This window comes from Streptomyces pratensis, from assembly GCF_037137275.1.
Taxonomy (GTDB): domain Bacteria; phylum Actinomycetota; class Actinomycetes; order Streptomycetales; family Streptomycetaceae; genus Streptomyces; species Streptomyces pratensis_B.
In genome coordinates this window covers 240,132-259,757 of the sequence record NZ_JBBBEN010000102.1, presented here as the reverse complement: position 1 = coordinate 259,757, position 19,626 = coordinate 240,132, and the positions used below count along the sequence as shown (strand labels likewise).

Below are 19,626 nucleotides of genomic sequence, written 5' to 3'. Positions count from 1 at the left end.
GAAGGGTTAGCGGAAAATCGCAACAACCTCACCCTGGACCGTGCCTTTGGCACGTGTCAGACGTTGTTGCCGGTGGGGGGAGAACGCGTCGGCCGCAAGGAGGCAATAGGCGATGCGCATCGGAACGTTCGTTCTGGCAGCCCAGTTCCCTGGACAGGGACCGGGCGAGGCACTGCACCGGTCCGTCCGGTCCGCCGAGGCCGCGGAGGCGGCCGGGCTCGACTCGGTCTGGCTGGCCGAGCACCACTTCGTGCCGTACGGGGTCTGTCCGTCGGCCGTCACCCTGGCCGCGCTGCTGCTGGGCCGCACCCGCACGATTCGGGTGGGCACGGCGGTCAGCGTGCTGCCCAACCACCACCCCGTCGCCCTGGGCGAGCAGGCCGCCCTGCTGCATCTGACCAGCGGCGGGCGCTTCTCGCTGGGCGTGGGCCGGGGCGGGCCGTGGGTGGACCTGGAGGTCTTCGGCGGCGGTCTCGACGCCTACGAGAACGGTTTCCCCGAGGCGCTGGGGCTGCTGCTCGACTGGCTGCGCAAGCCGCGGGTCGCGGGGCGCGGCGAGCGGTTCGGCTTCCGCGAGGTGGCGGTGGTGCCACGGGCGGACGAGCCGCCGGCAGGAGGGGTGGCGCCGTCCCCGGGGCCGGAGGTCGTCGTCGCCTGCACGTCGCCGAAGAGCGTGCGGCTCGCGGCCCGGCAGGGGCTCCCGATGCTGCTGGGCATGCACTGCGGGGATGAGGAGAAGGCCGAGATGGTCGCCCTGTGGCGGGCGGCCGCACGGGAGGCCGGTCATCCGCCGGAAGCCGTGGAGGGGGCCGCACACGTGTCCGCGGGGGTGGCCCAGCTCGCGGACAGCCCGGGGGACGCGCTGGAGACGCTGGTGAAGACCATGCCCGGCTGGCTGCGGCAGGGACTGGACGCCCATGTGACGGTCGACGACCGGCGCCGCGTGATGCGGGACCCCGTCGCGTACACGGAGCTGCTGTGCGCGATGCACCCGGTGGGCCCGCCGCGGCTGGCCGCCGACCGTCTCGCGGCCACTTCCGAGCGGACCGGCATCACGCGTTTCGCGCTTCTGGTGGAGGGGTCGGGCGATCTCGCGGCGACCGAGGAGAACGTCCGGCGGCTGGGCGCGGACGTGCTGCCGCTGCTCGCCTGACCCGCGGGCGCGGGCACGCGCGGGGAGCCCGCGGTGCGGGAGCTGCCGCCCCGGAGCCAGTTGCACCTCCCGTGGCGCCGGGGCGGCAGCAGAAGCGTTCAGCAGTCCCGGAGTTCGGGCGACTGGTTGAGCAACTGGCCCCTCACCGAAGTGAACTTGGCCAGTCGGTCGTCGACCGAGGCGTCCAGGGGGAACACCGCGACGCGGTGGCAGTTCTGGAATGCGAGGCGCACTCCGAAGTGCCGCTGCAGCGCGCCGCGAATCGCATCACTCGCGAGCGCTCGCAGCAGCTGACCACGTGCCTGCTCGTCCGGCGGCGGCGTCTGATTGTCGGCGAACTGTCCACCGTCGACCTTCAGCTGAGCCACCAGCGAGCTGATCATCTCCCATGCGTAGGGCAGGGAGGTCCGGACGCAGTCGACGAAGTCGGCTTCGTCGACCTCGCCTCGCTCGGCCTGTTCCAACAGCGCCGGTGAGACGTCGAGCGACATGGGTTCTCCTCTCGCGACCCCGGACAGTGACCGGGGCCTTACGGGCAGGGAAGAAGGGCCACGACGCAGCGTGCACGGGCGGCGACCTCCTGCATCCACGGTAAGCGCGCAGTCGGAGCCGCACCAGAAGTTCGGGAACACAACCGGCCAATAACGAAGGGGCGCAAAGAGGGGCAAGCCCGTTCGGCCGAGAGTCGTGAGCCGCGAGTGACAGGGGGTCACGGGTGAGGAAATCGCGTCCGCCCCCCGTTGTCGAGTAGCGTTGCCGACCATGCGTCTCGTCATCGCCCGTTGCTCCGTGGACTACGCGGGCCGGCTCACAGCCCACCTGCCCTCCGCCCCCCGTCTGATCCTGGTGAAGGCGGACGGCAGCGTGTCGATCCACGCCGACGACCGGGCGTACAAACCGCTCAACTGGATGTCCCCGCCGTGCACCCTGAAGGAGGGCGTCGACGGTGAGCAGGACGTCTGGACCGTGGTCAACAAGGCGGGCGAAAAACTGATCATCACCATGGAGGAGGTCCTCCATGACTCGTCGTACGAGCTGGGCGTCGATCCGGGCCTCATCAAGGACGGCGTGGAGGCGCACCTCCAGGAGCTGCTGGCCGACCGGATCGAGATCCTCGGCGACGGGCACACCCTCATCCGCCGGGAGTACCCGACCGCGATCGGGCCGGTGGACATCCTGTGCCGGGACGCGGACGGGCAGACGGTGGCCGTGGAGCTGAAGCGGCGCGGCGACATCGACGGCGTGGAGCAGCTGACCCGCTATCTGGAGCTGCTGAACCGCGACCCGCACCTCGCGCCGGTCCGTGGCGTCTTCGCCGCGCAGGAGATCAAGCCGCAGGCCCGGGTGCTGGCGACCGACCGCGGCATCGGCTGCGTGGTCCTGGACTACGACGCGATGCGCGGGATCGAGGACGACAAGCTGCGGCTGTTCTGAACAGCGGCGTGAAGCGGCCGGGCGGCTCGCGCGGCTCGTGAACCGCCCGGCCTCACGCGTCCAGGGGCCGACGCCCTGAAGGAGCTGGTCCACAGGGCCGAAAGCTCCGCCCGCCCGGGTCGGCGGTGCCGGAGCGCGGCGGCGCCCCGGAGCGCGGAAGCCGTCGGCATCCGGGAAGCGGCCTCCCCGGGCTCCCCCGCGCCGGAACGCCGACGGGTCCGCCTCCCCTGCTCAGACCGCCGGGACGGTGGCCTCGTCGCTCTCCCCGGCGTCGGTCCCGACCGGGCGGGCGGCGGAGGCCGTGTTGTCCGGCGCGGACGGGTCGTCGGGGGACGGGGTCGGCTCCGGGTCCGGGGACTCGCCCTGCGACTCGGACGGCGTCGGGCTGGGGCTCTCGCTCTCGTCCTCGGTCGGCGAGGGGTCGGGCGAGGTCTCGGTCGGGGACGGCTCCCCCGACGTGCTGCTCTCGTCGTCCGTCGGCTCGTCCGTGCCCGACGACGCGTCATCGCTCGTGGAGGCGCTCGGAGAGGGCGTGCCCGACTCGCTGGGGCCGGCCGTTTCCGAGGGAGTGGGCGTGGTGGGCGCTCCGCCGCCGGTCGTCCCGCCGCCGGGCGCGGGGCCGTCCTCGGTCTCCCGCGGGGGGAGCTCCTCGTCCGTGGCGTCCTCGGTGGCCGACTGCTCCGTGGTGACGTTGCGGCTGCCCGGCTCCTCGCCGTCCGCGGTGACGCCCAGCGTGACCACGGTCCCGAGCACGGCGATCAGCAGCGCGCCCGCGCCCGCGGCGGCCAGGTTGCGCCTCGCTCCGCCCAGGAGGGCGCGGCCGCCGTTCTTGTGCGGCGGCGGGTAACCCGGCGGCAGCGAGGCGGAGACCAGAGTCGGGTTCTCCTCGACGGCCCGCCAGACGGACGGCGTCGAAGCCGGGTTCCCGCCGGGCGGCGCGGCGGGGCCCGGGGCTTCCTGGCGTACGACGGGGACCTCGTCGTCCGGCGCCATGGCGCGGAGGAGGGTGAAGTCGCCCGAGCGGTCCGCCACCAGGGCGAGCGCGCGCCGTCCGGCCACCGCACCGGACCGGTCGGCGAGCGCACCGCGCATGCCGATCGAGGTCTCCAGCTCGGCCCGGGCGCGGTCCGGATGGCCGGTGCAGAGCGCGAGGACGCCCAACTCGTGGTGGAAGTAGGCCTCCTCCGCGACCTCGCCGGCGATCCTGGCGGCCTCCTGGCCGATCCTCAGGGTCCGCTCCCAGGCTCCCCAGTCGAGGCCCGCGGCGAAGGCCGGAGCGGCACTGCGGGCCAGCAGGACGGCCGCGCTGGCCTGCCCCACCTCGTCGCCGGGGACCAGCCGGCCCAGGGCCGCGACGATGGCGTCGGACTCGGCGGCGGCCCGCTGCGGGGTGACCGAGGGGTGCGCGGTCCACCAGGCGTAGTGCTGGGCGGCGGTACGGGCGTGGGCGGCGGCGTCGTCCGCGTAACCGCCGGCCTCCAGCTGGGCGAGCACGCCGGCGGCCAGGCGGTAGCGCGACCCGGCCGGGGAGAGCAGGCCGCAGCCGGCGAGCTCGCCGAGCGCGGCGTCCGCGTGGGTGTCTCCCACGAGGGCCGGCAGGTGGGCCTGGTGGGGCACTTCGCCGCCGAGGGCGACGGCGAAGCGCAGGGTGTCGCGGGCGGCTTCGCTGAGCCGTGAGGCGAGCAGCACGGCGGGCGCCGCCCCCTCGCCGAGGCTCGGCAGCGGGGCCTCGGGGGCGTCGGCCCGGGACCCTTCGGAGGCGTCGTCCGCAGGTGGCTCGAAGTAGCCGTATCCGTCGGGGGTTTCGGGGTCCGCAGGCGTCCGGTCGCCCCGCCCGAGGAGCGATCCGGCCTGGACGAAGCGGAGCGGCAGACCCTCGGACTCGAACCAGAGGTCCCCCGCCCAGTTCCGCTCCTCCTCCGAGAGCGGGCGCTCGACGACTTTCTCCAGCAGTTCGAGCGAGGCTCCGCGGCCGAGGCCGGCGAGGAGGACCTCCTCCGGGTGGCTGTCCACGCCGGGGGCGGCGGCCTCGGGGGTGGTGGCGAGCAGGAAGGCGCACTCGGGGGCGGCGTCGAGCAGCTCGTCGAGGGCCGCTCCGCCGAGCTCCAGGTCGTCGACGATGACGACGGCGCCGATGCCCCGGACGAGGGCGAGCAGTTCGTCGCGGCCCGGACGGTGTCGCGGGGCCTCGTAGACCGTGCCGAAGAGGGCGTGCAGCAGGTCCGATGCGGTGCGCCCGCGGCCGCTGAGGCGTATGACGCCGTCGGGGGCCAGGTCGGCGCAGTCCGCGGCGACGGCGTCCAGCAGCGCGGTCCGGCCGGAACCGGGCTGCCCGGTCAGCCGTACGCTGCGGCCGCGGGCCAGGAGACGGGTCAGCCGCTCGCGCTCCTCCTGGCGTTCCAGCAGGGGGAGCCGCGGTGCGGGCGGGCCGGCCGGGACCGGGGGCGTGCCCGCCCGTTCGTGGTCGGCGCGTTCCGCGGGGGTGCGGCGGACGGGGGCGGCGGGCTGCGAGCCCGGCGGGCAGGCCTCGACCTCGCTCCCGTCGACGGGGTTGACCGTCAGCAGCAGATCGTCGACGGTCAGTTGCACGACGCGGACCTGCTGCGGCGTCTGCTGGCCGAAGCCGGCGGCGCCGGAGTCGCGGGTGGTGCGCCGCCGGCCCTGGTCGCCGCCGGAGCCGTCGTGGCCCTGCTCGTGTTCTTCCGGTCCCCGGTGTGTCGGGTCCATCGCCAAAGTCCCCCAGACGCGTCGTGCGCGGTCGCCCCTGCCGGCCTCGCACGCCCCGCTGTCGCTTCCGGTCCGGTGTCCGCCATGGGTCGGTGTCATTCGGCGGACGGCCGAAACCCTAGGCCTTGGACCAGTATCTACGAACGGGCGGGGTGCCGTGCCGTCCGGGAGATCACGTTCCGGTGAGGATTGGGCGACTTCTGCCGCCGGGCACGGCCCGCTCGCTCCCGTGCGCTCAGACGCGCGGCAGCGATTCGGCGGCGATGCCGCCCTCGATGGCCAGGATGCGGTGCAGCCGGGTGGCCACCAGGAGGCGCTGCATCTGCGGCGGCACGCCGCGCAGCACGAGGCGGCGTCCCGCCCGCCCGGCGCGGCGGTGGGCCCCCATGATGACGCCGAGTCCGGTGGCGTCCCAGGAGTCCAGCTCGGTCAGGTCCAGCACCAGGTCGCCGGCTCCGTCGTCGACGGCCGAGTGGAGGACCGTACGGGCGTCCGCCGCGCTTCGGACGTCGAGGCGGCCCCCGACGACCAGCTCGGCGTGGTCGCCCCTGATGTGCATATGCGCTCCCCGGTGGTACTCCGTAGCAAGATCCGTCTGTCTGTTCTGTCTGCCACAACTGACTGCCGCGACGACAGGGAAGTTGCCGTCTGTAAGTGAATCGATACCGAATTCACTCGGTGGAGTGACGCCGGTTCGGCGGAGACCGGCCCCCGCCGGGTAAACTCCCCCGCCCCCGGGCCCTGACGGCGGGGGATCGGCGGGCCGGGGGAGGCGGGACCGGTCGATACGGGCGCGAGCCCGGTCAGTACGTGTAGAAGCCCTGCCCGCTCTTGCGTCCGATGTCACCTGCGTCGACCATCCGGCGCATCAGCTCGGGGGCGGCGAACTTCTCGTCCTGGGATTCGGTGTAGATGTTGCCGGTGGCGTGCAGCAGGATGTCGACGCCCGTCAGGTCGGCCGTGGCGAGCGGTCCCATGGCGTGGCCGAAGCCCAGCTTGCAGGCGGTGTCGATGTCCTCGGCAGAGGCGACGCCCGACTCGTACAGCTTGGCGGCCTCGACGACGAGCGCCGAGATCAGCCGGGTGGTGACGAAGCCCGCGACGTCCCGGTTGACGACGATGCAGGTCTTGCCGACGGACTCGGCGAACTCCCGCGCGGTGGCGAGGGCTTCGTCGCTCGTCTTGTAGCCGCGCACCAGCTCGACGAGCCGCATCATCGGCACCGGCGAGAAGAAGTGCACGCCGACGACGCGCTCCGGACGCTCCGTCACGGCCGCGATCTTGGTGATCGGGATCGCGGAGGTGTTGGAGGCGAGGACGGTGTGCTCGCCGACGAGCTTGTCCAGGGTCCGGAAGATCTCGTGCTTGACTTCGAGCTTCTCGAAGACGGCCTCCACGACGACGTCCGCGTCGGCGACGGCGTCGAGGTCGGTGGTCGTGGTGATGCGGGCGAGCGCCGCCTCGGCGTCGGACGCCTCCAGCTTGCCCTTGGAGACGAACTTCTCGTACGAGGCCGCGATGCCGTCACGGCCACGGGTCAGCGCGGCGTCGGTGACGTCCCGCAGCACCACGTCCCAGCCCGCCTGGGCGGAGACCTGCGCGATCCCGGCCCCCATGAGTCCGGCCCCGATGACGGCGAGCTTCCTGGCCACGTTCGCACCCCTTGGTTTCTGTTCGTCCGTGCGGCTTCAGTTCACAGCGGTTCACATGCTCTCCGGCGGAGGTTAGTACCCGTCGGGCGCGCTGGGGCCGTGAAGAGATGCGCGTCACGTCTCGGATGACGGACATCACACCAAGGCGCGTCATTCGGTCCCGCGCCGCGCGCAGTTGAGCCCCCGAGGCGTAACTACGCTGACCCCATGGTCAATCTGACGCGCATCTACACCCGGACCGGCGACCAGGGCACCACAGCCCTCGGCGACATGAGCCGCACCGCCAAGACCGATCTGCGGATCTCGGCGTACGCGGACGCCAACGAGGCCAACGCGGCGATCGGCAGCGCCATCGCGCTCGGGCAGCTGCCGGAGGACGTGGTGAAGGTGCTCGTCCGCGTCCAGAACGACCTCTTCGACGTGGGCGCCGATCTGTGCACCCCGGTGGTGGAGGGCCCGAAGTATCCGCCGCTGCGGGTGGAGCAGTCCTACGTCGACAAGCTGGAGGCGGACTGCGACAGCTTCCTGGAGGGGCTGGAGAAGCTCCGCAGCTTCATCCTCCCGGGCGGCACGCCCGGCGCCGCCCTCCTCCACCAGGCGTGCACCGTGGTCCGCCGGGCCGAGCGGTCCACCTGGGCGGCCCTGGAGGTGCACGGCGCGTCGATGAACGCCCTCACCGCCACCTACCTCAACCGGCTGTCCGACCTCCTGTTCATCCTGGCGCGGAGCGCGAACAAGGAGCTCGGCGACGTGCTGTGGGTACCGGGCGGCGAACGCTGACGGGGCGCCGGCCGCACTCCGGAGCCGACCGGGGCGCGGCCGGCGCGCGGGGGCTCAGGGCCGGTCGGCCGGCTCCCGCGCTCCCACGTCTCTCGGCGCCTGCTTCGGGAAGACGGTGTAGCCCGCGGCGATGACCAGGTTGACGCCGATCACCCAGCCCATCTTCTGCTGCCACATCCGCAGGGAGCCGGTGTCCCCGCCCGTGCCGACGTACCAGACGGCCGCCTGGAGCAGCGCCAGCGCGATCACGGCGGCGAGAATCCAGCGGGCGGCCGTGCGCCACTCGTGGAGGGCGCGGGCCATGCCGTACTTCGGCGGCTTCTGCGGCGGCGGCCCGCCGAACCAGCGGTGGGCGACACGGGCGTCCACCCACGTGATGGTGGAGTGGCCCAGGCCCACGGTGAAGCCGATGTAGACGGCGGCCAGACCGTGCTTCCAGTCGGGTGCGGCGCCGTTCTTCAGGTCGATCGCCGTCACCACCAGCAGCACGACCTCCAGCAGTGGCTCGCAGAGCAGCACGGCCGCACCGAGCCGGGGCTTCCTCGCGACGTAGCGCAGGGCGAGTCCCACGGCCAGCAGCACCCAGAAGGCGACCTCGCAGAGCACGATCAGTAGGGCGATCACAGCTTCTCTCCTCCCGTTCTCCCCCAGCCTCCCGCCCGTCGGCCAGGACGGCGTCGTCGGCAGTGACGAAACGGGACTGCATCCTTCGATGTAGCCGCGTATCGGCCGGGGAAGGGAGGCCGGCCGCCCGCGCCGCGTGTTGGATGGAGGGATGTCCGCCGTGCTCCGCCCCCACCGCCATGACGCGGCCCTCGCCGCCTCCGGGCTGCTCGGGGGGCTGCTCCTGTGGCGGCTCGGGCTGCCCACCCAGGGGGGCCGCCCCTTCGGTGCGCCCTGGGCCGCGCTGATCCCGCTGACCGTGATGGCCTCGATGGAGCTGCTGCGCCGCAGCGCCCCGCGGACCGCTCTGGCCGTCGGCACGCTGGCGCTGGTCCTCGACCAGTTCACGCGGGGCAGCCTGGCGACCGTCCTCATGTTCACGGACATCATGTACGCGTCCGTGCTCTACGGGCCCCCGGCCTCTGCGCGCCGCATCCCGGTGGTCTCGCTCCTGATCACGGTGGCGGCCATGATCGGGCTGCCGGCCTGGCTCGGCAGGCCGGAGGCGCTGCTGATCGGCGTCGTCATCGGGCTGGTCTCCTTCGTCCCCGCGCTCACCGGCGTCAGTGTGCGCAACCACCGCACCGCGGCGGAGGCCGCCCGGCTGGCCGCCCGGCAGACCGCCCGGCTGGCCGAGATGGACCGGACGCAGGCGGTGGTGGCGGAGCGGGCCCGGATGGCCCGGGAGCTGCACGACATGGTGGCCAACCACCTCTCCGCCGTCGCGATCCACTCCACGGCGGCCCTGTCCATCGACGACCCGGAGACCTCGCGGCGCGCCCTGAAGGTGATCCGGGAGAACAGCGTCGAGGGCCTCGCGGAGATGCGCCGGCTGATCGGGCTGTTGCGGAAGGGCGGCGAGGAGGATGCCCCGGCGGCCGCGCCGACGCTCGCCTCCCTGGACGCGCTGGTGGCGCAGACAGAGGTCAACGGGGCGTCCAGCGGGTTGGTCTGCACGCTTGAGGACACCCGGCCGGCCGGGGCCGGGGCGCTGCCGACGCCGGTCGAGCTGGCCGCCTACCGGATCGTGCAGGAATCCTTGACCAACGCCCTCAAGCACGCCGCACCGGGCCCGGTCACCGTGCGGCTGGCGTTGGCGGACGAGGTGCTGACGGTGGAGGTGACCAGCGTGTTCGGAAGCCGTCCGGGGCCCACGGCGCCGGGTTCTGGGGCTGGACTCGTGGGCATGAGGGAGCGGGTGGCGCTGCTCGGCGGGACGATCAGCGCCCGGGCAGAGCCCGGCGACGGCAAAGACGGCACGACGATCTGGCGGGTGCGGGCCGAACTGCCCGTCGCGGAGAGGACGGCAGGGGAATGACGATCCGGGTGCTGGTCGCGGAGGACCAGTCGGCGGTGCGCGCGGGGCTGGTGCTGATTCTCGGCAGCGCCCCGGACATCGAGGTCGTCGGGGAGGCGGCGGACGGCGAGGCCGCGGTGCGCATGGCCCGGGAGCTGCGCCCGGACCTGGTCCTGATGGACGTGCAGATGCCCCGGCTGGACGGGGTGTCCGCGACGCGGCAGGTGGTGGCGGAGGGGCTGGCGGACGTCCTGGTGCTGACCACGTTCGATCTGGACGAGTACGTCTTCGGGGCCCTGCGGGCGGGGGCCGCCGGCTTTCTGCTGAAGAACACCGACGCCCGCGATCTGCTGGAGGCGGTCCGCACGGTGGCGCGGGGCGAGGGGCTGATCGCCCCGGCCGTGACGCGCCGGCTGATCGCCGAGTTCGCCGGCGCGACGTCGGCGCACCGCGGGGCGAAGGCCGGTCCGGCGGCGCTGGAATCGCTCACCCGGCGCGAACGGGAAGTGCTGGCCTGTCTGGGCGAGGGGCTGTCGAACGCGGAGATCGCGGTGCGGCTTTCGATGGCAGAGGCCACGGTGAAGACGCACGTCAGCAGGGTGCTGGGGAAGCTGGAGCTGCGCAGCCGGGTCCAGGCAGCGGTGTTGGCGCAGGAGTTGGGGATCTGACCTCAGCTCCCCCTCTTTGGTCCAGACCTCTTGACGATTGGTCCAGACCTTCCTACTGTCACCGAACGCACACTGCGGTGAGTACGGAGCATTGCGTACTCAGGGCGGCGCAGGGTTGCAGTCCACGAATCACCCCCGTTTGTTGGACCTCACCCGAGGAGCACCGTTGAGTACTGAATCCCCCCAACGCCGTTCCCGGTTCAGATGGGCACCCACCCGGACCGGCAGATCCAAGGTCGTCGCGGGCCTGACCGCGCTCGCGGTCCCGCTGGCGGCCATGGTGGGGCTCGCCTCCCCAGCCTCGGCCGCCACGTCGGCCACCGCCACGTACACCAAGAAGTCGGACTGGGGCACCGGGTTCGAGGGCCAGTGGACGGTGAAGAACACCGGCACCACCGCGCTCTCGTCCTGGACGGTCGAGTGGGACTTCCCCTCCGGAACCTCGGTCGGCTCCGCCTGGGACGCCTCCGTGACCGGCTCGGGCACGCACTGGACCGCGAAGAACCTCAGCTGGAACGGGTCCTTGCCCCCCGGCTCCAGCATCAGCTTCGGCTTCAACGGCACCGGCTCCGGCTCCCCCTCCGGATGCAAGCTGAACGGCGCCTCCTGTGACGGCGGCAGCGTCCCCGGCGACACCGCCCCCTCGGCCCCCGGCACCCCCACCACCAGCGGCGTCACCGACACCTCGGTGAAGCTCAACTGGTCCGCCGCGACGGACGACAAGGGCGTCAAGAACTACGACGTGCTGCGCGGCGGAGCGAAGGTCGCCACGGTCACCGGCACCACGTACACCGACACCGGTCTGACCGCGGGCACCGACTACTCCTACGCCGTGCAGGCCCGGGACACCGCCGACCAGACCGGCCCGGTCTCCGGCTCCGTCTCCGTCCGCACCACCGGCGGCGGCGGAGGCGAGGAGCCTCCCCCCGGCGACAAGATCAACCTGGGCTACTTCACCAACTGGGGCGTCTACGGGCGCAACTACCACGTCAAGAACCTGGTGACGTCCGGCTCCGCGGCGAAGATCACGCACATCAACTACGCCTTCGGCAACGTGCAGAACGGCAAGTGCACCATCGGTGACGCGTACGCCGACTACGACAAGGCGTACACCGCCGAGCAGTCCGTCGACGGCGTCGCCGACACCTGGGACCAGCCGCTGCGCGGCAACTTCAACCAGCTGCGCAAGCTGAAGGCCAAGTACCCGCACATCAAGGTCCTCTGGTCGTTCGGCGGCTGGACCTGGTCCGGCGGCTTCCCCCAGGCCGCGCAGAACCCCGCCGCCTTCGCCCAGTCCTGCTACGACCTGGTCGAGGACCCCCGCTGGGCCGATGTCTTCGACGGCATCGACCTCGACTGGGAGTACCCCAACGCCTGTGGTCTGACCTGTGACACCAGTGGTCCGGGCGCGCTGAAGAAGCTCTCCGACGCCACCCGGGCGAAGTTCGGCTCGGACAACCTGGTCACCGCCGCCATCACCGCGGACGCCTCGGACGGCGGCAAGATCGACGCCACCGACTACGCCGGCGCGGCCCAGTCCATGGACTGGTACAACGTGATGACGTACGACTTCTTCGGCGCGTGGGCGAAGCAGGGCCCGACGGCCCCGCACTCCCCGCTCACGTCGTACGCCGGCATCCCGCAGCAGGGCTTCACCTCCGCCGACGCCATCGCCAAGCTGAAGGCGCAGGGCGTCCCGGCCGAGAAGCTCCTCCTGGGCATCGGCTTCTACGGCCGCGGCTGGACCGGCGTCACCCAGTCCGCCCCCGGCGGCACGGCGACCGGCGCGGCCTCCGGCACGTACGAGTCGGGCATCGAGGACTACAAGATCCTCAAGAACTCCTGCCCCGCCACCGGCACCATCGCCGGCACCGCGTACGCCCACTGCGGCACCGACTGGTGGAGCTACGACACCCCGGCCACCATCGGCTCGAAGATGACCTGGGCGAAGAACCAGGGTCTGGGTGGCGCGTTCTTCTGGGAGTTCAGCGGTGACACCACCAACGGTGAACTGGTGAGCGCGATCGACAGCGGTCTCCAGTAGTACCGGTGCTGATCCCCAAACCGTAAAACCAGCACCACCCCGGAAAAGCGCCGGGGAGACAGGTCCGCCCCCTGTCTCCCCGGCTTTTCGCTGTGCACCGCGCGGACACGGTCGGGCCCGAGGGCGGCAGGGCCGCGGGGCGCCGGCGGGCCCCGGAGTGCTCGGGCGCCCGGGAGTGGTCGGTCCCCGGAGGCCCTCGGACCCGAGGGCGGCAGGGCCCGGAGGCGGTCAGGCCCCTGGTCGGCCGGGCCTCCGGGTGGCCGGGCCCCTGGGCGGCCGGGCCCCTGGGCGGTCAGGGCCCCTGGAGGGCACGGCGCCAAGGCGCCGGCGCCTTCGACGCCCCGCACCGACGATGCCCGCGCGCCATGGGCGCGCGGGCATCGCAGGCGTCCGCGCAGGACTCCGTGGGCCTCTGACGCGGGCCCTACGCCACGTTGACCCGCTGGCCGGGCGGGGCGGCCTCCAGCCAGGCGAGGAAGCCGGTCAGGGCGTCCTCGCTCATCGCCAGCTCCAGGCGGGTCCCGCGGTGGAGGCAGCCGAGGACGACGGAGTCGGACAGGAGCGCCAGCTCCTCCTCGCCCTCCGGCAGTCGGCGGGCGGTCACCTCGATCGCAGAACGCTCCAGGCCCCGGCGGGGGCGAGGAGCGTAGGAGAAGACACGGAACCAGTCGAGACGGTCTCCGCTGTAGCGGGCGACACCGTACACCCAGCCTTTGCCCGAGGGGTCGGGCTCCTCGGACACGTCCCAGCGCAGACTGCAGTCGAAGGTGCCACCGGAGCGTTGGATCAGCCGCCGTCGCAGACCGAAGACGAACAGGCCCAACAGGACCAGTACGACGACCAGACCCCCCACCCACAACGCGAGGACCATCTCCACCGACCTCCTCGCATCGTCGAGTAACGGATACCGAAAACCGCCATGCACCTGCATCGCCTCAGCCGCGACACGGCTGGATCGCTCCAGCTCGGGCCGCGGCTGAGTAAAAACATCTGTCAGTGGGGGTGCTAGCGCACCGCCACCGCGCGCAGTCGTACGTCCGCACGCCGCTGGGCAGCGGCGTCCGCCTCCGACTTCGCCAGCTCCAGCGCCCGCTCGGCGCGCTCGACATCGATCTCGTCCGCCAGCTCGGCGATCTCGGCCAGCAGCGACAGCTTGTCGTCCGCGAACGAGATGAATCCACCGTGCACAGCGGCGACGACAGTGCCGCCCTCGCTCGTGCGGATCGTCACCGGGCCCGATTCCAGCACACCGAGAAGCGGCTGGTGACCGGGCATGACGCCGATGTCGCCGGACGTGGTGCGCGCGACGACCAGGGTGGCCTCGCCGGACCAAACACTGCGGTCCGCGGCGACCAGCTCGACATGCAGCTCAGCAGCCAAGGGTGGCTCCTCGGGTCACCACCCGGCGGTCGATGCCGGGTGTTGGGTCAATTCTACGGGGCGTGGGGAGGGGGGCGGGACACACCCGCCCCCCTCGGTGAGCCAGAGGCTCAGGAGACGCCGAGCTCCTTGGCCTTGGCCTTGAGGTCGTCCAGGCCACCGCACATGAAGAACGCCTGCTCCGGGAAGTGGTCGTACTCACCGTCGCAGATCGCGTTGAACGCGGCGATCGACTCGTCGAGCGGAACGTCCGAACCGTCCAGGCCGGTGAACTGCTTGGCGGCGTGGGTGTTCTGCGACAGGAAGCGCTCGACGCGACGGGCACGGTGGACGACGAGCTTGTCCTCCTCGCCCAGCTCGTCGATGCCGAGGATCGCGATGATGTCCTGGAGGTCCTTGTACTTCTGCAGAATCCCCTTGACGCGGCTGGCCGCGGCGTAGTGCTCCTGCGTGATGTAGCGGGGGTCCAGGATGCGGGACGTGGAGTCCAGCGGGTCCACGGCCGGGTAGATGCCCTTCTCCGAGATCGGACGGGAGAGAACCGTCGTCGCGTCGAGGTGGGCGAACGTGGTGGCCGGGGCCGGGTCGGTCAGGTCGTCCGCGGGGACGTAGATCGCCTGCATCGAGGTGATCGAGTGACCACGCGTCGAGGTGATGCGCTCCTGGAGCACACCCATCTCGTCGGCCAGGGTCGGCTGGTAACCCACCGCGGACGGCATGCGGCCGAGCAGCGTGGAGACCTCGGAGCCGGCCTGCGTGAAGCGGAAGATGTTGTCGATGAAGAGCAGCACGTCCTGCTTCTGCACATCGCGGAAGTACTCCGCCATGGTCAGGGCGGACAGGGCGACCCGAAGACGGGTGCCCGGCGGCTCGTCCATCTGGCCGAAGACGAGCGCGGTCTTGTCCAGAACGCCCGACTCGGTCATCTCGTCGATGAGGTCGTTGCCCTCACGGGTGCGCTCGCCGACACCGGCGAACACCGACACACCGTCGTGCAGCTTCGCCACACGCATGATCATTTCCTGGATGAGGACCGTCTTGCCGACGCCCGCACCACCGAACAGACCGATCTTGCCGCCCTTGACGTACGGGGTCAGCAGGTCGACGACCTTCAGGCCGGTCTCGAACATCTCGGTCTTGGACTCGAGCTGGTCGAAGGCCGGGGCCTTGCGGTGGATCGGCCAGCGCTCGGTGATCTGCGCCTCGGCCTCCGGCTCGTTCAGGATCTGGCCGAGGGTGTTGAACACCTTGCCCTTGGTGATGTCACCGACGGGGACGGTGATGCCCGCGCCCGTGTCGGTCACCGCGGCCTGGCGGACCAGGCCGTCGGTGGGCTGCATCGAGATCGCACGGACCACGCCGTCGCCCAGGTGCTGGGCCACTTCGAGGGTCAGCACCTTGCGGGCGCCGTCCTCGGCCGGGTCGGCGACCTCGACGTGCAGGGCGTTGTAGATCTCCGGCATCGCGTCGACGGGGAACTCCACGTCGACGACCGGGCCGATGACCCGGGCGACGCGGCCCGTGGCAGCGGCCGTCACAGCGCTGTCAGTAGTCGTCGTCATTTACTTGTCACTCCCCGCGGTCGCGTCGGCCAGAGCACTGGCGCCGCCGACGATCTCGCTGATTTCCTGGGTGATTTCGGCCTGGCGGGCCGCGTTGGCAAGCCGGGAGAGGCTCTTGATGAGGTCCCCGGCGTTGTCGGTCGCCGACTTCATCGCGCGACGGCGGGCAGCGTGCTCGGAAGCGGCTGCCTGCAGCAGTGCGTTGTAGATACGGCTCTCGACGTAGCGCGGCAGAAGGGCGTCGAGGACGTCCTCAGCCGACGGCTCGAAGTCGAACAGCGGCAGGATCTCACCCTTGCGGGTGCTCTCCTGCGCCACCTTGTCGAGCGAAAGCGGCAGCATCCGGTCGTCGACGGCGTTCTGCGTCATCATCGACACGAATTCCGTGAAGACGATGTGCAGCTCGTCGACGCCGCCCTCGGCCGTGTCCTTCTGGATGGCCGCGATCAACGGGGCGGCGATGCGCTTGGCATCGGCGTACGCCGGGTTGTCGGTGAAGCCGGTCCAGGATTCCGCGACCTTGCGCTCACGGAAGCCGTAGTACGCGACACCCTTGCGGCCGACGATGTACGTGTCGACCTCCTTGCCCTCGGAGGCAAGGCGCTCCCGCAGCCGCTCCGCCGCCTTGATGGCGTTGGAGGAGTAGCCGCCGGCCAGTCCGCGGTCGCTCGTGACGAGCAGGACCGCGGCCCGGGTCGGCGTCTCGACCTCGGTGGTGAGCGGGTGCTTGGCGTTGGAGCCGGTCGCCACCGCGGTCACCGCTCGGGTGAGCTCGGTCGCGTACGGCATAGATGCCGCCACCTTGCGCTGCGCCTTGACGATGCGCGAGGCGGCGATCATCTCCATCGCCTTGGTGATCTTCTTGGTCGCGGTGACGGCTTGGATGCGGCGCTTGTAAACGCGAAGCTGAGCGCCCATCGATCAGCCCTCGCCCAGGAGCTTGCCGTCCGAGGTCTCGAACTGCTGCTTGAAGGCGGCGATCGCGTCGGCGATCGACTGCAGCGTGTCGTCGGACATCTTGCCGCCCTCGGCGATGCTGGTCAGGAGGTCCTTGCGCTCGCGGCGCAGGTACTCCAGCAGCTCGCCCTCGAAGCGGCGGATGTCCTCGACCGGGACGTCGTCCATCTTGCCGGTGGTGCCGGCCCAGACGGAGACGACCTGCTCCTCCATCGGGAACGGGGCGTACTGCGGCTGCTTCAGCAGCTCGACCATGCGCTTACCGCGCTCCAGCGAGGCCTTCGAGGCCGCGTCCAGGTCGGAACCGAAGGCGGCGAACGCCTCCAGCTCGCGGTACTGGGCGAGGTCGACACGGAGGCGGCCGGACACCTGCTTCATGGCCTTGTGCTGCGCGGAGCCACCGACTCGGGAGACCGAGATACCGACGTTGAGCGCCGGACGCTGACCCGCGTTGAACAGGTCGGACTCCAGGAAGCACTGGCCGTCGGTGATGGAGATGACGTTGGTCGGAATGAACGCCGACACGTCGTTCGCCTTGGTCTCGACGATCGGGAGACCCGTCATCGAACCGGCGCCCATCTCGTCGGAGAGCTTGGCGCAGCGCTCCAGCAGACGCGAGTGCAGGTAGAAGACGTCACCCGGGTAGGCCTCGCGGCCCGGCGGGCGACGCAGCAGCAGGGACACGGCGCGGTAGGCGTCGGCCTGCTTCGAGAGGTCGTCGAAGATGATCAGGACGTGCTTGCCCTGGTACATCCAGTGCTGGCCGATGGCCGAACCGGTGTACGGCGCCAGGTACTTGAAGCCGGCCGGGTCGGACGCCGGGGCGGCGACGATGGTCGTGTACTCCAGCGCACCGGCCTCTTCGAGCGCACCACGCACGGAGGCGATGGTGGAGCCCTTCTGACCGATGGCGACGTAGATGCAGCGGACCTGCTTGTTCACGTCGCCCGAGCGCCAGTTGTCGCGCTGGTTGATGATCGTGTCGACGGCCAGCGCGGTCTTACCCGTCTGGCGGTCGCCGATGATCAGCTGACGCTGGCCCCGGCCGATCGGCACCATGGCGTCGACGGCCTTGTAGCCGGTCTGCATCGGCTCGTGCACCGACTTACGGACCATGACGCCAGGGGCCTGCAGTTCAAGGGCGCGTCGGCTGTCGGTCTCGATCTCGCCGAGACCGTCGATCGGGTTGCCGAGCGGGTCGACGACGCGGCCGAGGTAACCCTCGCCGACGCCGACGGAGAGCACCTCACCGGTGCGCTGCACCGGCTGGCCCTCCTCGATGCCGCTGAACTCGCCGAGGACGATCGCACCGATCTCGCGCTCTTCGAGGTTGAGGGCGAGACCGAGAGTGCCGTCCTCGAACTTCAGCAGCTCGTTCGCCATGGCGGAGGGGAGACCCTCCACCTTCGCGATGCCGTCGCCGGCAACGCTGACCGTACCGACCTCCTCGCGCGAGGCCGCGTCCGGCTTGTACGACTGGACAAAGTTCTCCAGTGCGTCCCGGATCTCCTCCGGCCGGATCGTGAGCTCCGCCATCTGGGTTCCCTGCTCTCCTTGTTGGGCCCGAAGTTTCTTAAGGGGGTCTGGGGGCCGACCCCCAGGAATCTTCTGCAATTTCTGCACGGCCCAACCGGGCCGCTGGTCTTGCTCGTTCAGTTGAAACGCACGGTCTGTCGCGCTGAGCCGGTTCAGCCGGCCATGCGACGGGTCGCCTCGTCGAGACGCTCCGCGACCGTGCCGTTGATGATCTCGTCTCCGACCCGCACCGAGATCCCGCCGAGGACCGCGGGGTCCACGTCCAGGTTCAGGTGCATCTGCCGGCCGTAGAGCTTCGCCAGCGCGGCGCCGAGGCGCTGCTTCTGCCGGTCGCTGAGCGGCACCGCGGAGGTGACGACGGCGACCATGCGGTTCCGGCGCTCCGCGGCGAGCTTGGACAGCGAGTCGAGCCCCGCCTCCAGGCTACGTCCACGGGGCTGGGTCACCAGGCGGACGATGATCCGCTCGGTGACCGGCTGCGCCTTGCCGCCGAGCAGGCTGCGGAGCAGCCCGCCCTTGGCCGAGGCCGTGGCCGTACGGCTGGTGAGCGCGGACCGCAGCTCCGGGTCGGAGCCGACGATCCGGCCGAACCGGAACAACTCGTCCTCGACGTCGTCGAGAACCCCGGCGCGCTGGGCCGCGGTGAGGTCTGCGGTGTTCGCCAGATCCTCGACCGAGTCCACCAGGTCACGCGAGCGCGACCAGCGGGAGCGGACCAGTCCGGAGACCAGGTCGATGCTCTCACCGCCCACCTGACCGGCGAGCAGACGCGCGGCCAGCTCGGCCTTGCTCTCGCCGCTCTGGGCCGGGTCCGTGAGGACCCGGCGCAGGGACACTTCGCGGTCGAGCAGCGCGGTGACCGACGCCAGCTCCTCGGCGAGCTTCGCCGCGTCGACCGACGTGTTGTCGGTCAGCGCGTCGAGACGCTCGCGTGCGGCAGCCAGTGCTTCACGGCTCGCGCCGTTCATCGGACTGCCTCGGCCTTCGCCTCGAGCTCGTCGAGGAAACGGTCGACGGTTCCGCTCTGCCGGGCGTGGTCCTGGAGGGACTCCCCGACGAGCTTGCCGGCCAGGTCGGTGGCGAGCTTGCCGACGTCCTGGCGCAGGGCCGCGGCCGCGGCCTTGCGGTCGGCCTCGATCTGGGTGTGGCCGGCGGCGATGATCTCCTCGCGCTGCCGCTGACCTTCCGCCTTCATCTCCTGGATGATGACGGCACCCTGCTCCTGCGCCTCCTGGCGCAGACGAGCGGCCTCGTGGCGGGCCTCGGCGAGCTGAGCCTTGTACTGCTCAAGAACGCTCTGCGCCTCGGTCTGAGCCGCTTCGGCCTTCTCGATGCCACCTTCGATCGCCTCACGACGCTCGTCCAGGGCCTTGTTGATGGCCGGGAGGAGCTTCTTGTAGAAGACGAAGAAGACAATGCTGAAGCAGATCAGACCGATGACGATCTCGGGCCAGACCGGAAACAGCGGTGACTGCGGCTCCTCAGCTGCCAGATGCAACATGGTGGACCTTTCGTCGAAAACGTATCGTCAGGTCGCCTGGACTACTTCGGGTAGATGAAGGGGGCGACGAAGCCGATCAGGGCCAGGGCCTCGATCACCGCGAAGCCGAGCAGCATGTTCTGGCGGATGAGGCCGGCAGCCTCGGGCTGGCGGGCGATGGCCTGCACGCCGTTACCGAAGATGATGCCGATGCCGACGCCGGGGCCGATCGCGGCGAGGCCGTAGCCGATGGTGCCGATGTTGCCCGTGACGGCTGCGAGAGTCTCAGACAT

The 19,626-nt window shown here is 71.2% G+C and carries 19 protein-coding genes; 6 read left to right on the top strand and 13 right to left on the bottom strand.

Annotation, left to right across the window (positions count from 1 at the left end):
- The first annotated feature begins 112 nt into the window (after positions 1-112).
- Positions 113-1,153, top strand: coding sequence for an LLM class flavin-dependent oxidoreductase (locus V9U70_RS28270; protein WP_336679818.1), 1,041 nt, complete (start codon positions 113-115; stop codon positions 1,151-1,153).
- Between the two features lie 98 nt (positions 1,154-1,251).
- Here the strand turns inward: V9U70_RS28270 and V9U70_RS28265 are convergent, their stop codons facing one another.
- On the bottom strand, positions 1,252-1,644 hold the full coding sequence (locus V9U70_RS28265) for an SCO5389 family protein (protein WP_111338219.1): 393 nt from the start codon (positions 1,642-1,644) through the stop codon (positions 1,252-1,254).
- A 271-nt stretch (positions 1,645-1,915) separates the two neighbouring features.
- Here V9U70_RS28265 and nucS point away from each other — a divergent pair, with 271 nt between their 5' ends.
- Positions 1,916-2,587: an endonuclease NucS gene (gene nucS, locus V9U70_RS28260; RefSeq protein ID WP_336679813.1), complete on the top strand. Its 672-nt coding sequence runs from the start codon at positions 1,916-1,918 to the stop codon at positions 2,585-2,587.
- 231 nt (positions 2,588-2,818) lie between these two features.
- Here the strand turns inward: nucS and V9U70_RS28255 are convergent, their stop codons facing one another.
- From V9U70_RS28255 to V9U70_RS28245, 3 genes are all read right to left on the bottom strand, one after another.
- Entirely contained in the window at positions 2,819-5,314 is a 2,496-nt protein-coding gene (locus tag V9U70_RS28255) for an ATP-binding protein (protein WP_336679812.1), read from the bottom strand.
- A gap of 235 nt (positions 5,315-5,549) precedes the next feature.
- Positions 5,550-5,873, bottom strand: coding sequence for an STAS domain-containing protein (locus V9U70_RS28250; RefSeq protein WP_028438726.1), 324 nt, complete (start codon positions 5,871-5,873; stop codon positions 5,550-5,552).
- 244 nt (positions 5,874-6,117) lie between these two features.
- Positions 6,118-6,966, bottom strand: a complete 849-nt coding sequence (locus V9U70_RS28245) for a 3-hydroxyacyl-CoA dehydrogenase family protein (protein WP_336679808.1) — start codon at positions 6,964-6,966, stop codon at positions 6,118-6,120.
- A 207-nt stretch (positions 6,967-7,173) separates the two neighbouring features.
- On the opposite strand from V9U70_RS28245, the gene V9U70_RS28240 reads away from it, so the two are divergent.
- On the top strand, positions 7,174-7,746 hold the full coding sequence (locus tag V9U70_RS28240) for a cob(I)yrinic acid a,c-diamide adenosyltransferase (RefSeq protein ID WP_336679806.1): 573 nt from the start codon (positions 7,174-7,176) through the stop codon (positions 7,744-7,746).
- Between the two features lie 54 nt (positions 7,747-7,800).
- Here the strand turns inward: V9U70_RS28240 and V9U70_RS28235 are convergent, their stop codons facing one another.
- Complete coding sequence (locus V9U70_RS28235) at positions 7,801-8,370, bottom strand: hypothetical protein (protein ID WP_336679804.1); 570 nt, start codon at positions 8,368-8,370, stop codon at positions 7,801-7,803.
- Between the two features lie 151 nt (positions 8,371-8,521).
- On the opposite strand from V9U70_RS28235, the gene V9U70_RS28230 reads away from it, so the two are divergent.
- The 3 genes from V9U70_RS28230 to V9U70_RS28220 all read left to right on the top strand — a co-directional run bounded on the left by V9U70_RS28230 (position 8,522) and on the right by V9U70_RS28220 (position 12,418).
- Positions 8,522-9,727: a sensor histidine kinase gene (locus V9U70_RS28230; protein WP_336679802.1), complete on the top strand. Its 1,206-nt coding sequence runs from the start codon at positions 8,522-8,524 to the stop codon at positions 9,725-9,727.
- Positions 9,724-10,374, top strand: coding sequence for a response regulator transcription factor (locus V9U70_RS28225; protein ID WP_336679801.1), 651 nt, complete (start codon positions 9,724-9,726; stop codon positions 10,372-10,374). The genes V9U70_RS28230 and V9U70_RS28225 overlap by 4 nt, the downstream gene beginning before the upstream one ends.
- Before the next feature lie 166 nt (positions 10,375-10,540).
- On the top strand, positions 10,541-12,418 hold the full coding sequence (locus V9U70_RS28220) for a glycoside hydrolase family 18 chitinase (RefSeq protein WP_336679799.1): 1,878 nt from the start codon (positions 10,541-10,543) through the stop codon (positions 12,416-12,418).
- Positions 12,419-12,842: 424 nt separating this feature from the next.
- Here the strand turns inward: V9U70_RS28220 and V9U70_RS28215 are convergent, their stop codons facing one another.
- The 8 genes from V9U70_RS28215 to atpE form a co-directional block, all read right to left on the bottom strand.
- Entirely contained in the window at positions 12,843-13,289 is a 447-nt protein-coding gene (locus V9U70_RS28215; RefSeq protein ID WP_336680126.1) for a DUF2550 domain-containing protein, read from the bottom strand.
- Positions 13,290-13,423: 134 nt separating this feature from the next.
- Positions 13,424-13,798: a F0F1 ATP synthase subunit epsilon gene (locus V9U70_RS28210; RefSeq protein WP_096626830.1), complete on the bottom strand. Its 375-nt coding sequence runs from the start codon at positions 13,796-13,798 to the stop codon at positions 13,424-13,426.
- A gap of 110 nt (positions 13,799-13,908) precedes the next feature.
- Positions 13,909-15,360 (bottom strand): F0F1 ATP synthase subunit beta, encoded by a 1,452-nt coding sequence (atpD, locus tag V9U70_RS28205; RefSeq protein ID WP_336679797.1) that lies wholly within the window; start codon positions 15,358-15,360, stop codon positions 13,909-13,911.
- Positions 15,361-16,278, bottom strand: coding sequence for a F0F1 ATP synthase subunit gamma (locus V9U70_RS28200; protein WP_336679795.1), 918 nt, complete (start codon positions 16,276-16,278; stop codon positions 15,361-15,363).
- A 3-nt stretch (positions 16,279-16,281) separates the two neighbouring features.
- On the bottom strand, positions 16,282-17,853 hold the full coding sequence (gene atpA / locus V9U70_RS28195; protein ID WP_336679793.1) for a F0F1 ATP synthase subunit alpha: 1,572 nt from the start codon (positions 17,851-17,853) through the stop codon (positions 16,282-16,284).
- Positions 17,854-18,005: 152 nt separating this feature from the next.
- Positions 18,006-18,821 carry a F0F1 ATP synthase subunit delta gene (locus V9U70_RS28190; protein ID WP_336679791.1) on the bottom strand — a complete coding sequence of 272 codons (816 nt, stop codon included), beginning with the start codon at positions 18,819-18,821 and terminating at the stop codon, positions 18,006-18,008.
- A complete protein-coding gene (locus V9U70_RS28185; protein WP_336679790.1) occupies positions 18,818-19,354 on the bottom strand; it encodes a F0F1 ATP synthase subunit B in 537 nt (178 codons plus the stop codon). The genes V9U70_RS28190 and V9U70_RS28185 overlap by 4 nt, the downstream gene beginning before the upstream one ends.
- Before the next feature lie 41 nt (positions 19,355-19,395).
- Positions 19,396-19,626: an ATP synthase F0 subunit C gene (atpE, locus tag V9U70_RS28180; RefSeq protein ID WP_007447723.1), complete on the bottom strand. Its 231-nt coding sequence runs from the start codon at positions 19,624-19,626 to the stop codon at positions 19,396-19,398.